Origin of the sequence: Pseudoalteromonas umbrosa (genome assembly GCF_030125375.1) — a bacterium.
GTDB lineage: Bacteria > Pseudomonadota > Gammaproteobacteria > Enterobacterales > Alteromonadaceae > Pseudoalteromonas > Pseudoalteromonas umbrosa.
The window spans coordinates 1-18,327 of sequence record NZ_JASJUU010000024.1; the positions used below are offsets into that span (position 1 = coordinate 1).

The 18,327-nt window shown below is 42.0% G+C and carries 17 protein-coding genes; 14 read left to right on the top strand and 3 right to left on the bottom strand.

What is annotated here, in order from left to right:
- Positions 1–713: 713 nt before the first annotated feature.
- The 5 genes from QNM16_RS25840 to QNM16_RS25860 all read left to right on the top strand — a co-directional run bounded on the left by QNM16_RS25840 (position 714) and on the right by QNM16_RS25860 (position 5,455).
- Positions 714–1,427: a beta-ketoacyl synthase chain length factor gene (locus QNM16_RS25840; RefSeq protein WP_284023083.1), complete on the top strand. Its 714-nt coding sequence runs from the start codon at positions 714–716 to the stop codon at positions 1,425–1,427.
- Between the two features lie 218 nt (positions 1,428–1,645).
- Positions 1,646–1,924, top strand: coding sequence for a phosphopantetheine-binding protein (locus QNM16_RS25845; RefSeq protein ID WP_284023084.1), 279 nt, complete (start codon positions 1,646–1,648; stop codon positions 1,922–1,924).
- Positions 1,925–2,668: 744 nt separating this feature from the next.
- A complete protein-coding gene (locus QNM16_RS25850; RefSeq protein ID WP_284023085.1) occupies positions 2,669–3,109 on the top strand; it encodes an acyl-CoA thioesterase in 441 nt (146 codons plus the stop codon).
- A 168-nt stretch (positions 3,110–3,277) separates the two neighbouring features.
- Positions 3,278–4,483, top strand: coding sequence for a beta-ketoacyl-ACP synthase (locus QNM16_RS25855; protein ID WP_284023086.1), 1,206 nt, complete (start codon positions 3,278–3,280; stop codon positions 4,481–4,483).
- 174 nt (positions 4,484–4,657) lie between these two features.
- Positions 4,658–5,455 carry a VOC family protein gene (locus QNM16_RS25860; protein WP_284023087.1) on the top strand — a complete coding sequence of 266 codons (798 nt, stop codon included), beginning with the start codon at positions 4,658–4,660 and terminating at the stop codon, positions 5,453–5,455.
- Here QNM16_RS25860 and QNM16_RS25865 read toward each other — a convergent pair.
- Positions 5,445–6,191, bottom strand: coding sequence for a hypothetical protein (locus QNM16_RS25865; protein ID WP_284023088.1), 747 nt, complete (start codon positions 6,189–6,191; stop codon positions 5,445–5,447). The genes QNM16_RS25860 and QNM16_RS25865 overlap by 11 nt on opposite strands.
- 142 nt (positions 6,192–6,333) lie before the next feature.
- Between QNM16_RS25865 and QNM16_RS25870 the strand changes: the two genes are divergently transcribed.
- From QNM16_RS25870 to QNM16_RS25880, 3 genes are all read left to right on the top strand, one after another.
- The gene (locus QNM16_RS25870; protein WP_284023089.1) at positions 6,334–6,999 is read left to right on the top strand and encodes an SDR family oxidoreductase; all 666 of its coding nucleotides are present in this window, start codon (positions 6,334–6,336) and stop codon (positions 6,997–6,999) included.
- A gap of 104 nt (positions 7,000–7,103) precedes the next feature.
- Positions 7,104–7,502: a hypothetical protein gene (locus QNM16_RS25875; protein ID WP_284023090.1), complete on the top strand. Its 399-nt coding sequence runs from the start codon at positions 7,104–7,106 to the stop codon at positions 7,500–7,502.
- 16 nt (positions 7,503–7,518) lie between these two features.
- Positions 7,519–9,855 carry a fatty acid cis/trans isomerase gene (locus QNM16_RS25880; RefSeq protein WP_284023091.1) on the top strand — a complete coding sequence of 779 codons (2,337 nt, stop codon included), beginning with the start codon at positions 7,519–7,521 and terminating at the stop codon, positions 9,853–9,855.
- A gap of 48 nt (positions 9,856–9,903) precedes the next feature.
- Here the strand turns inward: QNM16_RS25880 and QNM16_RS25885 are convergent, their stop codons facing one another.
- Entirely contained in the window at positions 9,904–10,530 is a 627-nt protein-coding gene (locus QNM16_RS25885; RefSeq protein WP_284023092.1) for a peroxiredoxin-like family protein, read from the bottom strand.
- Between the two features lie 119 nt (positions 10,531–10,649).
- Between QNM16_RS25885 and QNM16_RS25890 the strand changes: the two genes are divergently transcribed.
- Positions 10,650–11,270, top strand: coding sequence for a dUTP diphosphatase (locus QNM16_RS25890; protein ID WP_284023093.1), 621 nt, complete (start codon positions 10,650–10,652; stop codon positions 11,268–11,270).
- A gap of 276 nt (positions 11,271–11,546) precedes the next feature.
- Here the strand turns inward: QNM16_RS25890 and QNM16_RS25895 are convergent, their stop codons facing one another.
- Positions 11,547–13,463, bottom strand: coding sequence for a winged helix-turn-helix domain-containing protein (locus QNM16_RS25895; RefSeq protein WP_284023094.1), 1,917 nt, complete (start codon positions 13,461–13,463; stop codon positions 11,547–11,549).
- A gap of 515 nt (positions 13,464–13,978) precedes the next feature.
- Between QNM16_RS25895 and QNM16_RS25900 the strand changes: the two genes are divergently transcribed.
- The 5 genes from QNM16_RS25900 to QNM16_RS25920 are packed head-to-tail and all read left to right on the top strand — an operon-like array spanning position 13,979 to position 18,327.
- Positions 13,979–14,188, top strand: coding sequence for a hypothetical protein (locus QNM16_RS25900; RefSeq protein ID WP_284023095.1), 210 nt, complete (start codon positions 13,979–13,981; stop codon positions 14,186–14,188).
- A gap of 16 nt (positions 14,189–14,204) precedes the next feature.
- Positions 14,205–15,257 carry a DUF1611 domain-containing protein gene (locus QNM16_RS25905; protein WP_284023149.1) on the top strand — a complete coding sequence of 351 codons (1,053 nt, stop codon included), beginning with the start codon at positions 14,205–14,207 and terminating at the stop codon, positions 15,255–15,257.
- 45 nt (positions 15,258–15,302) lie between these two features.
- Positions 15,303–16,649, top strand: a complete 1,347-nt coding sequence (gene aroA, locus QNM16_RS25910) for a 3-phosphoshikimate 1-carboxyvinyltransferase (RefSeq protein ID WP_284023096.1) — start codon at positions 15,303–15,305, stop codon at positions 16,647–16,649.
- A gap of 10 nt (positions 16,650–16,659) precedes the next feature.
- Positions 16,660–17,451, top strand: coding sequence for an SDR family oxidoreductase (locus QNM16_RS25915; protein WP_284023097.1), 792 nt, complete (start codon positions 16,660–16,662; stop codon positions 17,449–17,451).
- A 15-nt stretch (positions 17,452–17,466) separates the two neighbouring features.
- Entirely contained in the window at positions 17,467–18,327 is an 861-nt protein-coding gene (locus QNM16_RS25920; protein ID WP_284023098.1) for a phytanoyl-CoA dioxygenase family protein, read from the top strand.

The following is an 18,327-nucleotide window of genomic DNA, read 5'->3' on the forward strand; positions in this document are numbered from 1 at the left end:
ATCATCGAGTAATAGTTACACGTTAACTAATTCGATATACGAATATTAAAAAGCCGCTCATTGAGCGGCTTTTTTTATGTTTTTAGAATATTCTTCTGTTTTAGATCTGGTTAAAACGGCTCATTTCACCTTGCGCGAAAAGAGTGTCAGCGCTTCGCACTGTGTCACAAACCTTTCGCACGATATTCACCTTGCGCGAAAAGAGTGTCAGCGCTTCGCACTGTGTCACAAACCTTTCGCACGATATTCGCCTTGCGTAAAAAGAGCGGGCTCACTTCGTTCACTGTCGCTAACCTTTTACACCTCTCTTACTGTGTTCGTTGTCATCAACCTTTGGCACTACGTCATCCTGAACTCGTTTCAGGATCCATGTTTTGCTTGTTTTATCTCAGTTGCTGTTTTTCTGGAGGTGCATTGGTTACCTTTGGTTAAAACGGCTCACTTCACCTTGCGCAAAGTAAACGCGCTCGCTTCGCTCGTTGTCGTTAATACTTTGCACGAACTTTTATGACAAAAAAATGATCGTTGAATCGATAAAATATATGTTTATTTTCATTTTTTTGGATTAATAAATTCCTTTTTTGGTGCGTTTTTTAACCTTTTTATCCAATTACCCATAGCGAGCACAGATCGATTGAGGTAACATAAATTGGTTAAGGATACCTCGTTTAGAAATATTTAAACTTACTGAACATGTATATGGGAAGCGTCATATGAGATTTGAACTCGCAATAGATGACAGTTTTTTTATTAGTTCTACCCAAATAGGGAAAATTGAATTAAAAGATCTGATCAGCAAATTAAAGCCAATGCAAAAAAGGCGTCTAAGCAACTTTTCAAAGCTTGCGATAGGTGCTTTATTGAACCTAGATGAGCAGCTGTTAGAAGATGAAGATTGGGAGTTGGTGTTTGCCAGCCGCCATGGTGATTTTCATAAAACCAGCGAATTACTTACCAGCTTAGCGCTAAAAGAAAGTGTTTCTCCTTCAGGGTTTAGTTTATCCGTTCATAACGCCGTAGCAGGCATGTACTCAATATTTATGCAGAAGAAAGTGCCTATCACCGCTATTGCTGCGGGCAAAGATGGCTTGTTTGCAGCGTTAACGGACGCATATATACGCTTGGAAAGTAAGCAAATAAGCAAGGTTGTGGTGGTATTAGTCGACCAAAGTTTGCCAGAGCAGTTTGCACAATACAGTGATGAGCAGCAGAAAGATTATGCACTCGCAATGGTTGTATCCAAAGTAGATGAGCGACAAGGCTCGCGACCTCATAATCTCCGTTTTGTTCGCGATCAACATGTACCTCATGCTGATGATACCGCTGAGCCGCCTGTGTGTGAGTTTGCAAAGTGGTTAGATGCAAATCAAGCGCAGCTAAACTTATCAGGTAGCAAGCAAAATTGGGCTATTAAGCGACTAAATTAGCGCAGATACAGGCATAAGCTAATAGATTTATGCCCATTTCAAATTTAATAAAATTAAAGTGTTTTAACAAAAAAACAGTGATAGTATCCTAATTAGGAACCTTTGATTAACTTTTTGTTAAAGTATGGTCGGGCTTCTACTCACTACATATGGTCAAACTCTCTAGAGCATTAGGTTATGCATGATTGGCTGAGAGTAGCAAAAAGGAGTTGAACAAAATGGCACACGCTGAACTTAATTTAGCCGTTAAAAAATTGATTATCGAAAGCCTCGATCTTGAGGATATTTCGCCGGAAGAGATCATTGATGATGAGCCTTTATTCATTGATGGACTGGGTTTAGACAGCATTGATGCGCTTGAGCTGGGATTAGCAATTAAAAAGCAATATGGCGTAAAAATCGATGCTAACAGTGAGGGTACAAAGCAGCATTTCGCCTCGGTTTCCAGTCTATGTGCTTTTATAGTGAACCATGAGATTGCACAAGATTGTATGTGAGATCACATAGTATGAAGGATGAGCATATTCCCATTACATAAACGTATAGATTGTTATTTGAAAACGTTAAATATTTCGCGTGTAAAGTGTCGAAAAAGCAAGTAATGCTTTCTAAGCTGTGACTGAGAAGTTGAGTGCAGTGTTTCGAGTTGACTATGGATAAAACGTTTAAACTCTGACAATGACGACCCTATTATCTAGGGGAATAAGTGCGCATTGTAAAGTTGGCACTTTTACAGTGACATATAGCAATAATAATGGACTCAATGAAAAAGGCTGTTGTTAACCTTACTGTTCTAGCAGAACGCCAGTTAGCGTCTTTGGTTGAAACTCATTATAACAATAGACACTCTTCTAATTTATCTGCTAGTAGCGAAGCACATAAATACGTTTAATATGAGTTTAAAGTCCTTCGATTGGTATATCAGTGTAAGCCTTAGAGGTGTTCAAGCTAACAAGGTCAGTGTTAGTTCAACAGATTGTCAAAATCAAAATTAAGATGAATATAGACACTAATGCCCTTAGGGACATTTAAATAGTTTTGGTAAGTATTTTATTGGCAGCCTTGCCGTAAGTACGCTTACGTAGAAGTTAAAATCAATTTAGCCGTGCTGTTCTGATTCTATGTGTTGGAGCTATGCTGATAATATTAATGCATTTTTCTGATTTTAGTAGAAGCTAGACTAATTGAGTCAGTATTAAGAGCGCGCGTCGTGGTGATTCAAACCCAGAGGTGGAAATTATATGAAAAAGCTTAAGCCATTGCTTGAGGCCAGTGTAGAAATTGAAATTCCGTTTCATGATTGCGATCCCATGAATGTGGTTTGGCATGGAAACTATGCGCGTTATTTTGAAGTAGCACGTTGCAAGTTATTGAGCGCCTATGAATGCGGCTATGACAATATGGAGAAAATTGGCTATGTGTGGCCAATTATCGATATGCAAACGCGGTTTGTGGGCTCGTGTGTCTTCGGGCAAAAAATTAATGTGTCTGCCCAATTGCTGGAGTATGAAGACCGGCTAAAAATCGCATATTTGATCACGGATGTTGAGACCGGTAAAAAGCTTACAACGGGTGTGACCACGCAAGTGGCTGTGGAGATGGCCAGTAAAGCCATGCAATTTACAACCCCACAACCGCTTGCTCAAAGGTTGCGAGAGGCCATTTCCGCATCAGCTGTGTAATCGGGTTTCATTGTGGCATGAAACTAAAAGCCGCGAGTAATATCTCAGTGAATACTGATGAGCTCAGGTGTAAAAGAAAGGATATTTTGAAACTGATAGTACATGCAGTGTTGGCAATTATATGGGCTATCAAAGCACACTCAAAGAAGAGTAGGATTGAGTTAAATTATGACGACATTTTTAAATGATTTTGGGGTTGTTTGTGCGCTTGGAAATAATAAAAGCGAAGTCAAACAAGCGCTCAACCACCCTGAGCGGGAGTATCAGAGTTTAGATCATGAATTGCACCTTGAAGGTGAACCTGTTTATGTTGGTAAAGTAATTGGGGAGTTACCCGATATGTCTGCTTTTCCTTCGTATCAGCAGACTCGTAACAATGCGCTGGCATTAATGGCCGTACAACAGCTTGAGCCAACATTATCCCCTTTGCTAGCTAAGTTTGATAGTCAACGCATTGCGGTGATCATTGGCACGACGACGGCTGGGGTGCGTACGGCTGAGGAAGCGGTTGCGCATTACATGGCTACAGATGCTTTTCCTGCAGAGTATGGGCACCAATGTCAGGAACTGATTGCTCCGGCACAGTTCCTCGCTGAATATTTGGGTGCAGATGGCCCTACTTATACTATTTCAACAGCTTGTAGTTCGAGTACCAAAGTTATTATGACTGCGCATATGCTGCTAGATACAGATATGGCAGATGTGGTGTTATGTGGTGGTGTTGACTCGCTGTGCCAATTAACAGTGAATGGCTTTGAAGCACTGGACTCAACATCACAAAGTTTGTGCGAGCCTTTCAGTGAAAGTCGTGACGGGATCAATCTCGGTGAAGCCGCTGCATTTTTTGTGATGTCTAAACAGCCCGGTCCAGTGGCATTATTGGGCGTTGGAGAGACATCAGATGCGTATCATATTTCAGCGCCTGATCCCAGCGGGGATGGTGCTATCCGTGCTATTAATATTGCTTTAGAGATGGCCAATCGTACCCCAGAAGATGTGGATTATATAAACCTTCATGGTACAGGGACAATTAAAAATGATGAAATGGAGTCAAGGGCTGTGTATACCTTGTTCTCTGATAAGGCTCCTTGTAGTTCTACTAAGCGTTTAACAGGCCATACGCTCGGTGCCGCAGGGGCACTCGAGTTGGGTTTGTGTTGGCTGCATCTGACTGATGTGGATACACCAATGCCGCCGCACAAAATGACAAAACCGCGTGATGAGTCTCTACATCCAATTAAATTGGTACAATCAGTAACTAAGCAGAATTCTCGTATTTGCTTGAGCAATTCGTTTGCTTTTGGTGGTAACAATATCAGTGTGTTAATTGGGCTGGCGGATGCAGCAAAAATAGATATGACATCGACCTGTTGACAGCACACTGACCATAGATGGCATTACTAATGCTGATTTGTTGCTGATGATATAAAGCAAGCCATTGATAAAGTATTAATAGGTATAACTGCACGTGAACTTATCTGCTGAATTGCGAATGACCTAAAACCTGCTTAACTGTACAGAGTAAACAGCAAGATAGGAATTGAGCATATGGCACTGATTGAACGAAGTCAGGTAGGCGAGTTTTGTTGGTCTGAGCTTTGCAGCGCAGATTGGGCAGCAGGCAAAAGTTTTTATACTCAGTTGTTTGATTGGCAAAGTGTTGATCAGCCCATTGGTGAGGGTTGCTATTACACCATGCTGCAAAAGCATGGCGTTGATATTGCAGCCATGTATGAAATGATGCCAGAGCAGCAGGCGGCAAAAATTCCAAGTCATTGGCTTGGATATATCGCGGTTGATAATGTAGATGAGCTGGCCGAGCGGGCAACTGCATTAGGGGCTGAGATCATTGCAGGTCCCCATGATGTGCCAGAAGCTGGACGCATGGTAATGCTACATGAACCCGGTGGTGCGCATTTTGCTCTGTGGCAAGCTGGTGCGCACACGGGGACTCAGCGAGAGCTCGAAGCAAATGTCCCTTATTGGTATGAATTAGCCAGTCAAAACAGTGCCAAAAGTGAAGCCTTTTACTGCAATTTACTGGGTTGGCAAGCTGATCATCAGGCCATGGAAAATATGGATTATGTGGTGTTCAGTCATCAGGGCAAACCAGTTGCTGGTATGCTAGAAATGACGGATGAATGGCAAGGTCTGCCACCACATTGGATGTTGTACTTTGCGGTGCTGGACTGTGACAAGTTAGCTGAAAAAGCAACCTCATTGGGCGGCGAGGTCTGTGTCCCGCCAACGGATATTCCGCAGGTGGGGCGTTTTGCTGTTATAACCGATCCTCAAGGAGCGGTATTTTCCATTATGGCCTCTGCTATGGATGAAATCACAAGCTAGCTGGAACATGGTTTGTTAGCTTGATAATTTCACCATCGCAATCGGCAAACCCATTATTGATGCGATCAATAAAAGCGGCAAATTCGCCGCTTTTCATCATACCTTGAATGATGCTATCTAGCTTTGGCACCAATGCCTGATGTTTTTTGTGGATATAGTGGCGTATCACAATGCCCTTAGCCGGTAAAATGCGCATGTAAATTTTATTTAATCCGGAGTTGCATAAAGAGCCAATACTAAAGTGATCGGTTGCAAGCAGTTGGTCACTGTGATGCCGTGTTAATGCTTGAAACGCTGAAACATTGTTTTTAACACCATGGCAAGTGAGTTTGGTACGACGACAAAAGCTGGCGGTGATCAAGCTTCCTTCAATGGTGATGATGTCACTGTCATTGTTGATGTGACACAGCTCTGGTTTTAAGCAAAATACCGCAAGTCGAACCGTGGCTAAGGGGGTCGGAATAGCAATAAGTTGAGTGTATTCACTCATTTCCTTTGCGGCACGTCCAGCCTCCGCATCAAAGCGGCCACTGTCGACCCATTGCAATCCACGCTGTGTTGGCAAGTAGTGAAAGCTCGGTTGGATATCCAGCGGGCCATAAATGCGTGTGAAGATATCCTCGATTTGCTCTTTGGCTAAATGGAATGATAAACCTTCACTGATATTGATGTTGAACTCTTTGGCTAATGACTGATTGCATACCCACAGTAACATCAATGCAATTAAGCGATACACAGTTCTTCCTAATCTTTGCTGCTTGGTTTAAGCCTAGCAGAAGTCTTAAATTGCAGGCAGTTTGCGTGTCATTATTCTCTTGAATCCCACTGTGCTTGCCCCAACAACTAAGATAAATCGTGACCTAAACTAAGAGGGAAACATGACCAAACACGTAGTGATCACAGGAGCAAATAGAGGCATTGGACTGGAGTTTTGTCGTCAATATGAGGCGCAGGGCTATCAAGTGACGGCTGTGGTGAGACGCTCTTCTGCAGAGCTTGATGCATTAAACGTAGACGTGATTGATAATATTGATGTAAGTCTTGAGCAGGATGTTGCGCGTCTAGCTGAATTAATGGCGTCGAAGACCATTGATATATTGATAAATAATGCTGGCATTTTTAGTAATGAAAGTCTTGCTGATATGGATTTTTCCCAGCTAGAAGCTCAATTAGCCGTCAATGCGGTGGCTCCAGTGCGTGTGACACATGCACTGCAAGCTCAGCTTACAAGCGGCGCTAAAGTGGCGATGATCACCAGTCGTATGGGCTCAATTGAAGACAATGGTTCTGGTGCTTATATTGGCTATCGTATGTCAAAAGCAGCGCTCAATGCAGCAGGAGTTAGTTTGGCCCATGAGCTTAAACCTAGAGGCGTTGCTGTTGCACTACTGCATCCTGGATTTGTACAAACGCAAATGGTTAATTTTGCCGGTGATATTTCAGCACAGGCGTCAGTAGAGCGATTGATATTACGTATAGACGAGCTCAATCTGACAAACACGGGGTCATTTTGGCACTCCAACGGTGAGTTATTACCTTGGTAATTAAATGACAGCGATGGGTCGAGCATAGCGGCCCACGCATTGTTGTTCGGGGCTGCGTCGGTGAACTATGCTACACTTGCAAAAAAATCACCTCAGAGACCCGTATGGAACTGCAAGAAAATACGCCATTAACACTTCCTCTTTTTCAATTAAATGAGCAACTAGAAAATCGCGACATTGAGTCACCCGATATGCAATTGTCGGTTAACTTAACCGCTGACTTACTCGCTAACTTATGCCAAAACCCAGCGCCAGAGCAAAGCATGAGCATTCCACTAGAAGACTATGCGGTGACTGACATTGAAGCCAGCTTTACAGCTGCTTTGAATGATGGACATCAAGCACAGCTTATTTTAAATCATGGTCCTGTGCTCAGTGCGGTTTTAAGCCCATTAGGCGAAGAGATGCTATTTGTTTCTCCACCTGTCGATATGATGCCGACCTTCGATCTTGGTCTAGATGACGAAGATGAAGAAGACGAAGAAATGGCAAAAAATAGCTAAGCGAAGAGGGTAGTACATGTTGCAAAAGCGCTTGATGTGGTTGGCCAGTGCTCTGTTAGCACTCAGTGGCTGTGCCATACTGGGAGTGAGTCACTATGATGACTTATTTGGACCAGAGCAACCACGTCAACGTGTGGTTGATTACCGTCAAGGTGGCGCGCAGTATTTGCAGCAAGTAAAGCCCATTTTGGATAATCGCTGTGTGGTGTGTCACGGCTGTTACGATGCACCTTGTCAGTTGAAGCTGAGTTCGCCACAAGGCGTTGAACGCGGATTGAGTAAAGAATTAGTGTATGACGGTACGCGTATCTTAGCGACACCACCAACTCGCCTCTTATTTGATGCAACAACGACTGCTCAGTGGCGAGATAAGGGGTTTACACCGGTATTAAATGAACGTGTGCAAACCTCTTATGCTAACTTGCAGGGAAGTGTGATGTATCACAGCCTACGGCTTAAACAGCGCACGGCGTTTCCTGTGCAATCAGTCTTAGGTGAAGAGTACGACTTTTCATTAGATAGACAGCAGACTTGTCCAACGATGGATGAATATGAGCAATATGCTAAGACCAATCCACATGCAGGTATGCCCTATGGTTTACCAGCACTGACCTCTGAAGAATATGCTCAGCTGCAGAGTTGGCTAGAGCAAGGTGCACTGATGGGGGAAGTCCCCGCGCCAAAGACTTCTGTGATTTCACAGGTCAACAAATGGGAAGCGTTTTTAAATCAATCAGGCAATAAACATCAGTTGGCTGCACGCTATATTTATGAGCATTGGTATTTGGCCAACATCTACTTTAGTGACCATAGCCATTCAGACTTTTTTAAATTAGTGAGATCAAAAACCCCACCTGGAGAGCCGATTGAGTTGATCGCGACTGTTCGGCCATTTGACGACCCGAAAGTCTCACGAGTTTATTATCGTCTGATGCATGAACGCAGCACCATTTTGTCTAAAACACATCTGCCGCTGGCACTCAGTGATAAAAAAATGGCGCGCTTGTATGCGCAATTTATTGACAGTGATTATCAAGTATCTGAGCTGCCCGGTTATGCGCCCAAATTGGCAGCAAACCCATTTAAGACATTTGCAGCCATACCGGTTAAATCTCGCTATCAATTTATGTTGGACGAAGCTGAGCTGATCGTAAAAGGCTTTATTAAAGGCCCTGTATGTCGCGGGCAAATCGCCCTGAATGTGATTAATGATCATTTCTGGGTAACCTTTGTTGACCCTGAAAAAAATGCGTCCCCTGCGGTAGAAGCACTGTTAATAGCCCATGATGATGATTTGTTGTTGCCTGCAGCTGAGCAAAGCAATGCCTTGCCGTTATCAAGCTGGGCAAAATACGCCAAACATCAAAGCGATTACCTAGAAGCAAAAACGCGCTTGTCGGAAGAGATATTTAACCGAGGTGGTAAGTTAGATTTAAACTTGATTTGGCAAGGAGATGGTCATAACCCCAATGCAGCCTTAACTATTTTCCGTCATTTTAACAGTGCAACCGTTGTTAAAGGGCTTGTGGGGCAGCAGCCAAAAACTGCTTGGGTATTAGACTATGCGCTGTTTGAACGCATTCATTATTTGCTGGTGGCTGGGTTTGACGTATATGGCAACATAGGTCATCAATTAATAACGCGATTATATATGGACTTTTTGCGCCTTGAAGGCGAGCAGAACTTTTTGAACTTACTGCCGCAAAGCCACCGCCAAGCCATTAAACAGCACTGGTACCGCAACTCTCATTTGAGTTTAAGCGAATTTATTAATCGCAAGAGCTTGTTGGGCGCACCGAGCCATATTCAGTATCACAGTCACGACCCACAACGCGAGCTCTATGACAAATTGACAGCCTATTTAACACCTGTATTGCATACAGAATATGATTATATGTCAGTCCCTGATACGCTAAAAACACTGAATCATTTACCCATCGAAGCCATCAATACATTGCCACAAGTTACTTTTATTTTGGCAAACGACGAGTTGGGCGAACTTAAGGGCTATACTTTGCTGCGCCATAATGCCCACTTTAATATCTCATCTTTACTGAATGAAGCAGGTCAGCGAGCTTATAAAGAGGACTATGTGACCCTGTTACCGGGCTTTGTTGGAGATTACCCTGAAGCTATATGGTACTTGCCAAATCAGGCGCACATAACCGCGTTTAGCGATGGCTTAAAGCGCGTCTCGGATGAAGCAAGTTATCAGGCGTTAAAAGCGCAGTTTGGGATCAGGCGCACTCATCCTCAGTTTTGGCAATATAGTGACTTATTGCATCAGATTGCGCAGCACGCGCGAGGTGTAGAGTTTGGTCTATTTGATTACAACCGACTAGAGAATCGATAAATAAAAAAGTGGTGACAGCTGCTCAGCTGGCACCACTTATCGCCTCGCTTAAAGTTTACTGGCCGCTGTCGCTGCAGCCAGTAACACGTTTTCATCCAAACGCACTTTGTAATTTGGATTAGCGTATTGGAACTGAATTAAGCCCTTTTTATCGATAACAAAGACTGCAGGCACAGGCAGTGCAACACGGTCCTTCCCATCGAGATCAACAAAGTTTACTCCTAGCTTGTTACGATATGCTTTGGCGGTTTTGTCATCCAAGTAATAAGCTAACCCGAGTGCTTGAGAATAAGCCAACTCAGCATCAGACAGCAGCATATAATTGGGTGACTCTATGGTACTTTTAGCAAGAGATTGTGATGAGTCTGGTGAAATAGCCACTATCTGTACACCTAATTCTTTCAGTTGCGGCTCAATTTTTTGGATCCCGTTCAGTTGGCGCACACAGTACGGGCACCATCCGCCACGATAAACGACCACGAGGGTCGTTTTGTTTTGATATAGCTTGGCTAAATCGACCGCTTTACCCTGACTATTTTTTAATGTCATCGCTGGCGCGTCTAACCCCGGTAGCAGCGGCGCCACCGTTTCTTGTGAGTTACTGATGTTAGTGACAGTTGCCGCAGATGCGCTTGGTAGTACAGCTAATAGTAAAGCAAAGAGTAATACTTGCATAAGTTCCTCGATAAAAATGATTGGTCAGTGATATAAGACAGGCAAAGTGACGAAAGGCTTTCGCTCGGGTATGATATTGTGTGTAACTTTTATAATTTATCAGGTCAAAGAGAGCGAATATGTCTGCAAATATCACAAAGCTGGTGGTAATGCTGGAAATGCAAAATGCGATGAATACCAAGGTGCATGAACAATGGTTTAGTCAGGGTTTTGAATGGTATCGAGCTATTTGGGTCGAGTGTGCAGAAATGCTAGACCACTACGGTTGGAAGTGGTGGAAAAAACAAACTCCAGACACAGAGCAGGTGATTTTAGAGCTGGTAGATATTTTTCACTTTGGTTTATCACTGCGTATTGATGGCGAAACCTCATTTGAAGAGTTGGCACAGCAGTTAGATCAAGAGCTTGCTGCTCCGAACCAAGCTGATGATTTCAAACAAACGCTTGAGTTGTTGGCTGCCAGTGCTGTGGCCGACAAAGCATTCAATGCGGCAGCATTTGCAGGATGCATGGCGCAAATTGGTATGAGTATCGATGATTTATACCGAGGGTATGTGGGTAAAAATACGTTGAACTTCTTCCGTCAAGATCACGGTTATAAAGAGGGTACCTACATCAAAGAGTGGGATGGCAAAGAGGATAATGAGCACTTGGTGGAGATAGTCAAAAGTCTAGACACTGAGCATCCAGACTTTGCTAAGCAAGTATATAGTGGCTTACAGGCACGTTACCCTGCATAAAATATCAACGATAAACAGCGCGTGCTAGTCACTCGCGGGTTACCTTCAGCGATCTCTTTTAGAGGTTGCTGATGGTAATAGACTTGAATGCAATACATTTTATCCCTTTGACAGCTTGTTATAGTATGGTGCAGAGGGTTGTAGTGAAAAACGACGCAGATAATCTGCGCAGTGATGCTGCGGTTTTTAGGTGCATGAGGTCTTAAATGTGTAGGTACAGCCTTGCCGTTATGGAGCTGACGTATAGTAGTAATATCGAGGCTGCGGAAGCTAAATCTACTTTATTTTGATAAGATCTTTGTTCCCTTCTCTAGTAAACCCAATCACAACACCTTCCGAATGAGTATCGTAAATCTTTTTAATGTTGCCCTCTGAAGGCGTAATATCCCTCGTTTCGTTGGTATCTAAATCTAAAAAGTATATCTTGTCTTTTTCAATATAATAGAGGTTATTATTGTAGATAGACCACTGGTCATTTTCCTCAAAAAACTTGTTGCTCAAGATTACTTCAGATTCAGTCAGATTGTTCAATGATGACTTGTAAATCCCATCACTATTGAGCCTAGTGAAATAAATGCTATTGGATTTGCAGTCTAGTTGAAAGCTGCTTACACCTTGCATCAAGATTTCTGTTTCAAAACTTTGCAAGTTAACACTAGTTAAATTCCATATTGTATCAACGAGCTGTGTTGAAATAACTTCATTTTTTATATTGCATCTTTCTTTTATATTTTTAAATTTACTCCCGTTTTTTTCTGTTGTTATTGGTTTTATTTCGTTTCCAATCAATAGATTTATTTGATTGTCTAATGTGAAAGCTAGAGTTTTATCATGCAAGGCGGTTAAGTATTCTATATTATACCTTTCATTAAAGTTGGTAACTTTTCTTGATATTTCTTCTGTGTGCTTCCAAATTTGGGGTATATGAGAGTCATACAATATATAATAATATTCAAGGCTGTTGCTTAACTCAATAGTGCTTTCAAATGAGGGTTTTTCGATATTAAGTAAGGCTAGGTTGAGCTGTTTAAGATTGCCTTTAGATGTTACAAAGCCCAAGCGCTTATCATAATATAATGTGTTGATTTTCTCATTAAACTTAACTAGCTGCGTGGTCTTCATCTGTTCTATTTCGATTTCACTGATGGTGTTTCCATTCTCAATAAAGTACAGGCTGTTTCCACTTGCGTTCCAAGCAGTGTTATACAGAAATGTAGATGAGCTTAGTATTGTTTTTATATTTCTTGATTTTAAATCAAATACTCTTAAAGTTGATCCCGTATTTTGATCGCTGCTAATAATGGCCAGCTGGCTCTCGTCGGGGCTCAAGCTCAGGCTATAGTCTCCATAGGTATTTTCAAAAGGTGGAAGAATATCACGGCTTTCACCAGTGGGAATAAATAGCTTTTTAATCTTCATTGGGGTGTGGTGGTTTTCTTTATAAGAATAATAAAGCCACTTGTTTTCTTTATCCACAGCGATAGGGCTGGTACTGAATACTGAGCCACAAGATGTGATGTATTCAGGAGCGGATAAATTGAAGCTTTCATCAATAATTACTTTGTAGATACCACAATTTTCTTCTTTATATTGCTGAAAGTATAGCGTGCTACTTAACTCTACCCAGTATGGTGATGTTGTGTTATCCGGTAACTTCATAATTCGTGAGCCATTCAAATCCCGTATAATCACTTTATATTTACTATCATGATTGCTCACATAGCTAAATAAATTTTTTGAATAATTATAAGTGAAGTAAGTTTCACTACCGGATTCATTTGTAATTTTTTCGTACAAAGGTGAATGGATACTTTTATTTTCTAAGTTAATAAAAGAGAAATAAAGTAATGCCATGACTGTAATGATAAATATCGAAATTTTGAGCCGATTGTTTTTTACAGGCAAGGGAATGAGATTATCTTTTTTAGGATTGACTTTTTTTAGTTCACAGTTGATGGAAAAGCCTTTACCTCTGTGGGTTTTGATTAATGATTTCTCGTCACCTAAGGCTTTTCTGATTTCATAAATTTCGTTATTAATACTCTCTTTCTTAACGAATTTATTAGGCCATAAATTTTTTAATAAATCATCAAATGAGCATAGCTCGTTATTATTATCAAGCAGGTATTTTAAAAGCTCATAAGTTTGCTTTCTAAGAAAAGTACTTTGTCCATTTGTGCTTTGTAAGTTCATAGTTGAACAATCTAGTTTCCATCCATTGAAATAATACAGCAATTTACACCTCATTTAATCAATAGCTTCTTTTCTAGAAGTCACAATTAGAACTCTCAGCCCTTTATATTCATGGCTAAGAAGTAATAAAATCTCATAACGTCATAAATAAAAATATCACTTGTGAAGGTCTAATCTCGGCTACTAGAGTGCTAGACAACTGCGTGTAGACAGAAATCATCTTTGTCATTTCAAAACTTCGAACACAGGCTTTCCCTTAAAAAGGAAAGGTTCTGACAATGTCGCCCCCAACATATGAACATAATAATGGTACTTGAAATTTGAACATGAAGTAACCTATAAAAGTAATTTTTTCAACAATTTGATGCTTTTTGATAATTATCAGTTGTTTTTTTGATGCTTTTTGATTTGTGTTTTTTTTATCTCAATGTCACTTTCCGCTAACAAAATTTTAAACCGTCTGAGATTTGCTCTCACAGGCATATCATCAATAAGAAGAAAGTAGCGAAGTAAACATGAAAAGAAACAAATATAAATTGCTCAAGTTAAATTCCCTCTTATTACAAGCTTCACTCGTATTCATTGGTTCGCTTGCGCTGTCTGAACCATCGAGTCAAGAAGGCCGTTATGTGGAAGTAATCAACAACTCCGTCATACTTTGTGCGCCTTTCCCACAATGTAAAGACCAATCGAGAGACCTAAATCAAGAACATAAGTCAGTCTAAAGGAAGTGTGAAAGTGATGAAGATTAAAGGAAGGCGTGTTGTACTGTTTTGTGAAGGGCTATTTTCACCGACAACTAGCAAGGTTGCTACTTCTTTCATTCGTTATTGTGAAAATGACTGTGTAGCGGTCATAGATAGTACAAAAGCTGGTCAGGATGTGAGTGATGTACTTGGCTATGGGGCTGGAATACCAATTGTCAAAGATATCAAGAGCGCGATAGAGATAGCTTCACCAGATTTATTTATGGTCGGTATTGGACTTTTCTCTAACGAATTACCTAGTCATTTTCGTGGCACTGTGAATACGGCGTTGGAAGCTGGGTTAGATGTTGTATCTGGGCTGCACTATTTGCTTGGTGATGATGCAGAGTTTGCTGCACTGGCAAAACAACATAATTGTCAAATTTGGGATACAAAAAAACCGCCCCAAAATTTGCGCACGAGTGCTAATCGAGTTGCGCAGTGCGACAGTTTTGTGATCCACACGGTGGGGAGTGATTGCCGCGTAGGTAAGAAAACCACTTCATTTGAGATTGTAAAAGAAGCGGCTGAATTGGGCATTCAGGCTGCAGTTGCAGCAACGGGGCAAAGTGGGCTGTGTATTGCTGGGCAAGGCGTTGCTGTTGATGCCGTGCCAGCGGACTTTATTGCTGGGGTAAGTGAGCAATTAGTATTGGATACGGCGCCTGGGAATCAATGGGTTGTTGTTGAAGGGCAAGGTTCGTTGACTCATCCCGCATACAGTGGTGTCACTCTCGGATTACTTCATGGGGCGATGCCTGAAGCATTGGTTTTATGTCATCAGGCAAATTTAGAACATCATAAAAATTGGCCGCAAGTGCCTGTTCAACCATTACCTAAATTAATTGATCTATACGAAAAAATGGGCTCGTTTATGCGCCCATGCAAAGTAGTTGCGATTAGTGTGAATTGTGAAGGGTTGAGCAAAGACGAAGCGGGTGCATACCTGCAAAGCATTGAAAGAGAAACAGGGCTGCCAGCAACGGATGTCATTAAATTTGGTGCAAGTAAGCTCGTTGATGCGCTGATCCGTTTTGCCGAAGGTTAATTAGAAGAAAAAGATTTTACAAGGAAAAAGGTCGAGGAACCACAGATGTTACTTAATGTTAATCCGTTAAACAATTTATTAGAAAAAGCATATATACCATCATCAAAACCTGAAACTCAACGTGCAATTTTAGCTGCAACTTTGGCGCAGGGTAAGTCGGTGGTGAGAAACGATTTGCGATGTTTAGAAACGACAACAATGAAAGAAGCTTGCCGTGCTATTGGTGCTGTGATTACTGAGCAAGACGGCTATTTAGAAATTGAAGGTGTGGGCAGAAACTTAAGATCGAATAAGCGTGTTATAGATGCGCTGGGTTCTGGTCTTGTTTTTAGGGTGTTTTCTGCCATTACGTCATTTAGTAATACACCTGAAATTATTACCGGTGATAAAATTTTACGTGGCCGTGTTATGGCTCCTCTGTTTGACGCATTAGACCAGCTGGGTGCAAAAGTGAGCCACATTGCTGAACAAGGTCAAGCGCCAGTGGTTAATTGGGGTGGCGGCTTTGAAGGCGGGCGATGTGTGATTCCTGGTAATGTAAGCTCACAGTTTATTACGGCCATTATGTTTGCTGCGCCGTTGGCTGCAAAGCCAACAGAAATTGAGATAGTGGGTGAGATTTTATCAATTTCATACATCAAGCAAACTATTCAAGCATTAGAAATTGCAGGTATTCAAGTTGAGTGCAGTGATAATTTCTCTGTAATTACAGTATATCCTGGTGAATATCAGCCAGCTGAGTATGCAATTAGTGGTGATTACACTTCATCATCTTATGTGATTGGTGCTGCAGCACTCTACCCTGGTAAAACAATATTGCAAAATATGAGTTTGGTGAGCCTTCAAGGTGAAAAAGCCATTTTGGATGTTGTTGAGAAGTTGGGTATTGAAATTTCATTTGATGAGCAACTTCAAGAATTAACGCTTATCAATAATCAAGGGACTTTGTCTGGCGAGTTTGAGTTTGACGCTAGCGACTATCCAAACATTGTACCAACACTTGCCGCGATTGGAGCGTATGTTGAAGGTACATTCCGAGTTATCGGTGGTTCAATCACTCGTTTACATAAATCACCGCGTATTAAAGCGATGGTTTCTGAACTGCAAAAAATGGGGGTTGATATCCAGCCATTGTTCAAAGATGGTGTCTATGACGGCTTTGAAATCCATGGTAAAGCTCAGTATGAAGGTGGTTTAGAGCTTTCAAGCTGGGGCGATCATCGTATCTTCATGTCATTATTCATCGCGTCACTACGCTGTAAGACTGCGAACCAGCTAGAAGGTTATGCGGATGTTATTTGCTCATTCCCTGATTTCTTCACTGAATTTGAGCGCTTAGGTGCAAAATTCACGGAAACCAATGGGCAAGGCGAAGTGAAAAAAGAAGCATAGTGACATTGATATGGATTTCGGTATTCGTAATAAGCGCGCCTTAGTATTTGGTGCCAGTAGGGGGCTAGGCCGCGCAACCGCATTACAGCTTGCACAAGAGGGGTGCGATTTGGTGTTGGTTGCTCGAACGCAGGCATCATTAAAGCAGCTGGCAGATTCACTGAGTGAAACTTATGGTATTTGCTGTCAGTGGCTGGCATTAGATACAACGGATAAGCATGCTTTGCATCACTTACTCGACTACCTCGACGATGCCGAACTCCATATTGATATTTTAGTAAACATTTCCGGTGGTCCGAGCATAGGCTCGGCATTAAATACACCTAGCACAGAATTTACGATGGCGTTTGACGCTATGGTGGGGTTTTTCATAGAGCTCAGTCGCATTTTGGGACAGCGCATGGTGAACGCGCAATGGGGGCGGATCGTCACTGTCACCTCGTCTGGTGTGATCAAACCGATTCCTGAATTAGTGATTTCTAATACGCTGCGTAGTGCATTAACCAATTGGATGAATACGTTCGCACAGGAGTTAGCGGCTTCAGGTGTGACGGTTAACTGTATCGTTCCTGGCAGAATTCACACTGAACGTGTCAATGAAATAGATGCCATGCGTGCCACTAAACAGGGGATCACAATTGCGCAACAGGCTGAGCGAAGTCAAGCCAGTATCCCAATGAAAAGATATGGCACTGAGCGCGAGTTTGCAGCTACTGTAGCATTTCTTGTGAGTGAACCTGCAGGTTATATCACGGCGAGCAGTGTGCGTGTTGACGGTGGCTTAGTAAACCGATATGACTGATTAAAGGAGTTAGCAATGTTAACGCAAGAGCAAGTGAACTTTTACAACGAAAATGGGTATTTGGTTGTAGACAATTTAATATCACCCGACTCATTGTCATCGGCTTTAGAGGCCGTATCAGAATTGACCGAAGGCGAAGGGACCGAGGGTAATTTCGAGCTGGAGCCAAAAGATGGCACTGTGATACGTCGCATCTGGTCACCAACAAAAAAACATACAGCTTTTTGGGACATTGCTAAAGCCCCAGAACTGTTGGACAAACTGTCTTGTTTGATAGGTGACAATATTGAATTTCACTATTCAAAAATGAATATGAAAGGTCCAAAAGTAGGCAGCATTGTTGAGTGGCACCAGGACTTTGCATTTTACCCTCATACCAACAGCGACTTACTGACTGTGCTAATAGCACTCGATGATATGAAAATCGAAAATGGCTGCTTGAAAGTAGTACCAGGTTCTCACAAGCAAGGGCTTTATGACCACTTCCGTGATGGATTTTTTAGCGGCAAGATCAGTGAGGTCGATGAGTCAAAAGCGGTGAACCTGGAAGTTAAAGCTGGCGGTGCCATTTTCTTACATTGTTTGACTAAACACAGCTCTGAAAAGAACACTTCATCACAGCCAAGACGTACATTTTTGCCAGCATATCGCGCTGCGGATGCATTTCCTATTTATTTTGGACCACATGCGGCACATAACGAGCCTGGGGCAACCTTGCTTAGAGGCCATTACCCGAAGTTTGCGCGTGTAGAGTCTGGTGTGCACCAACTTCCACTTGCTGAAAAAGAGTTTGGGTCAATTTATGAAGTTCAAGAGGGCGCGCACCTCAATAAAAGTATTGAGCAAATGAAAGTAAGTGGTTACGCAGTAGATTAA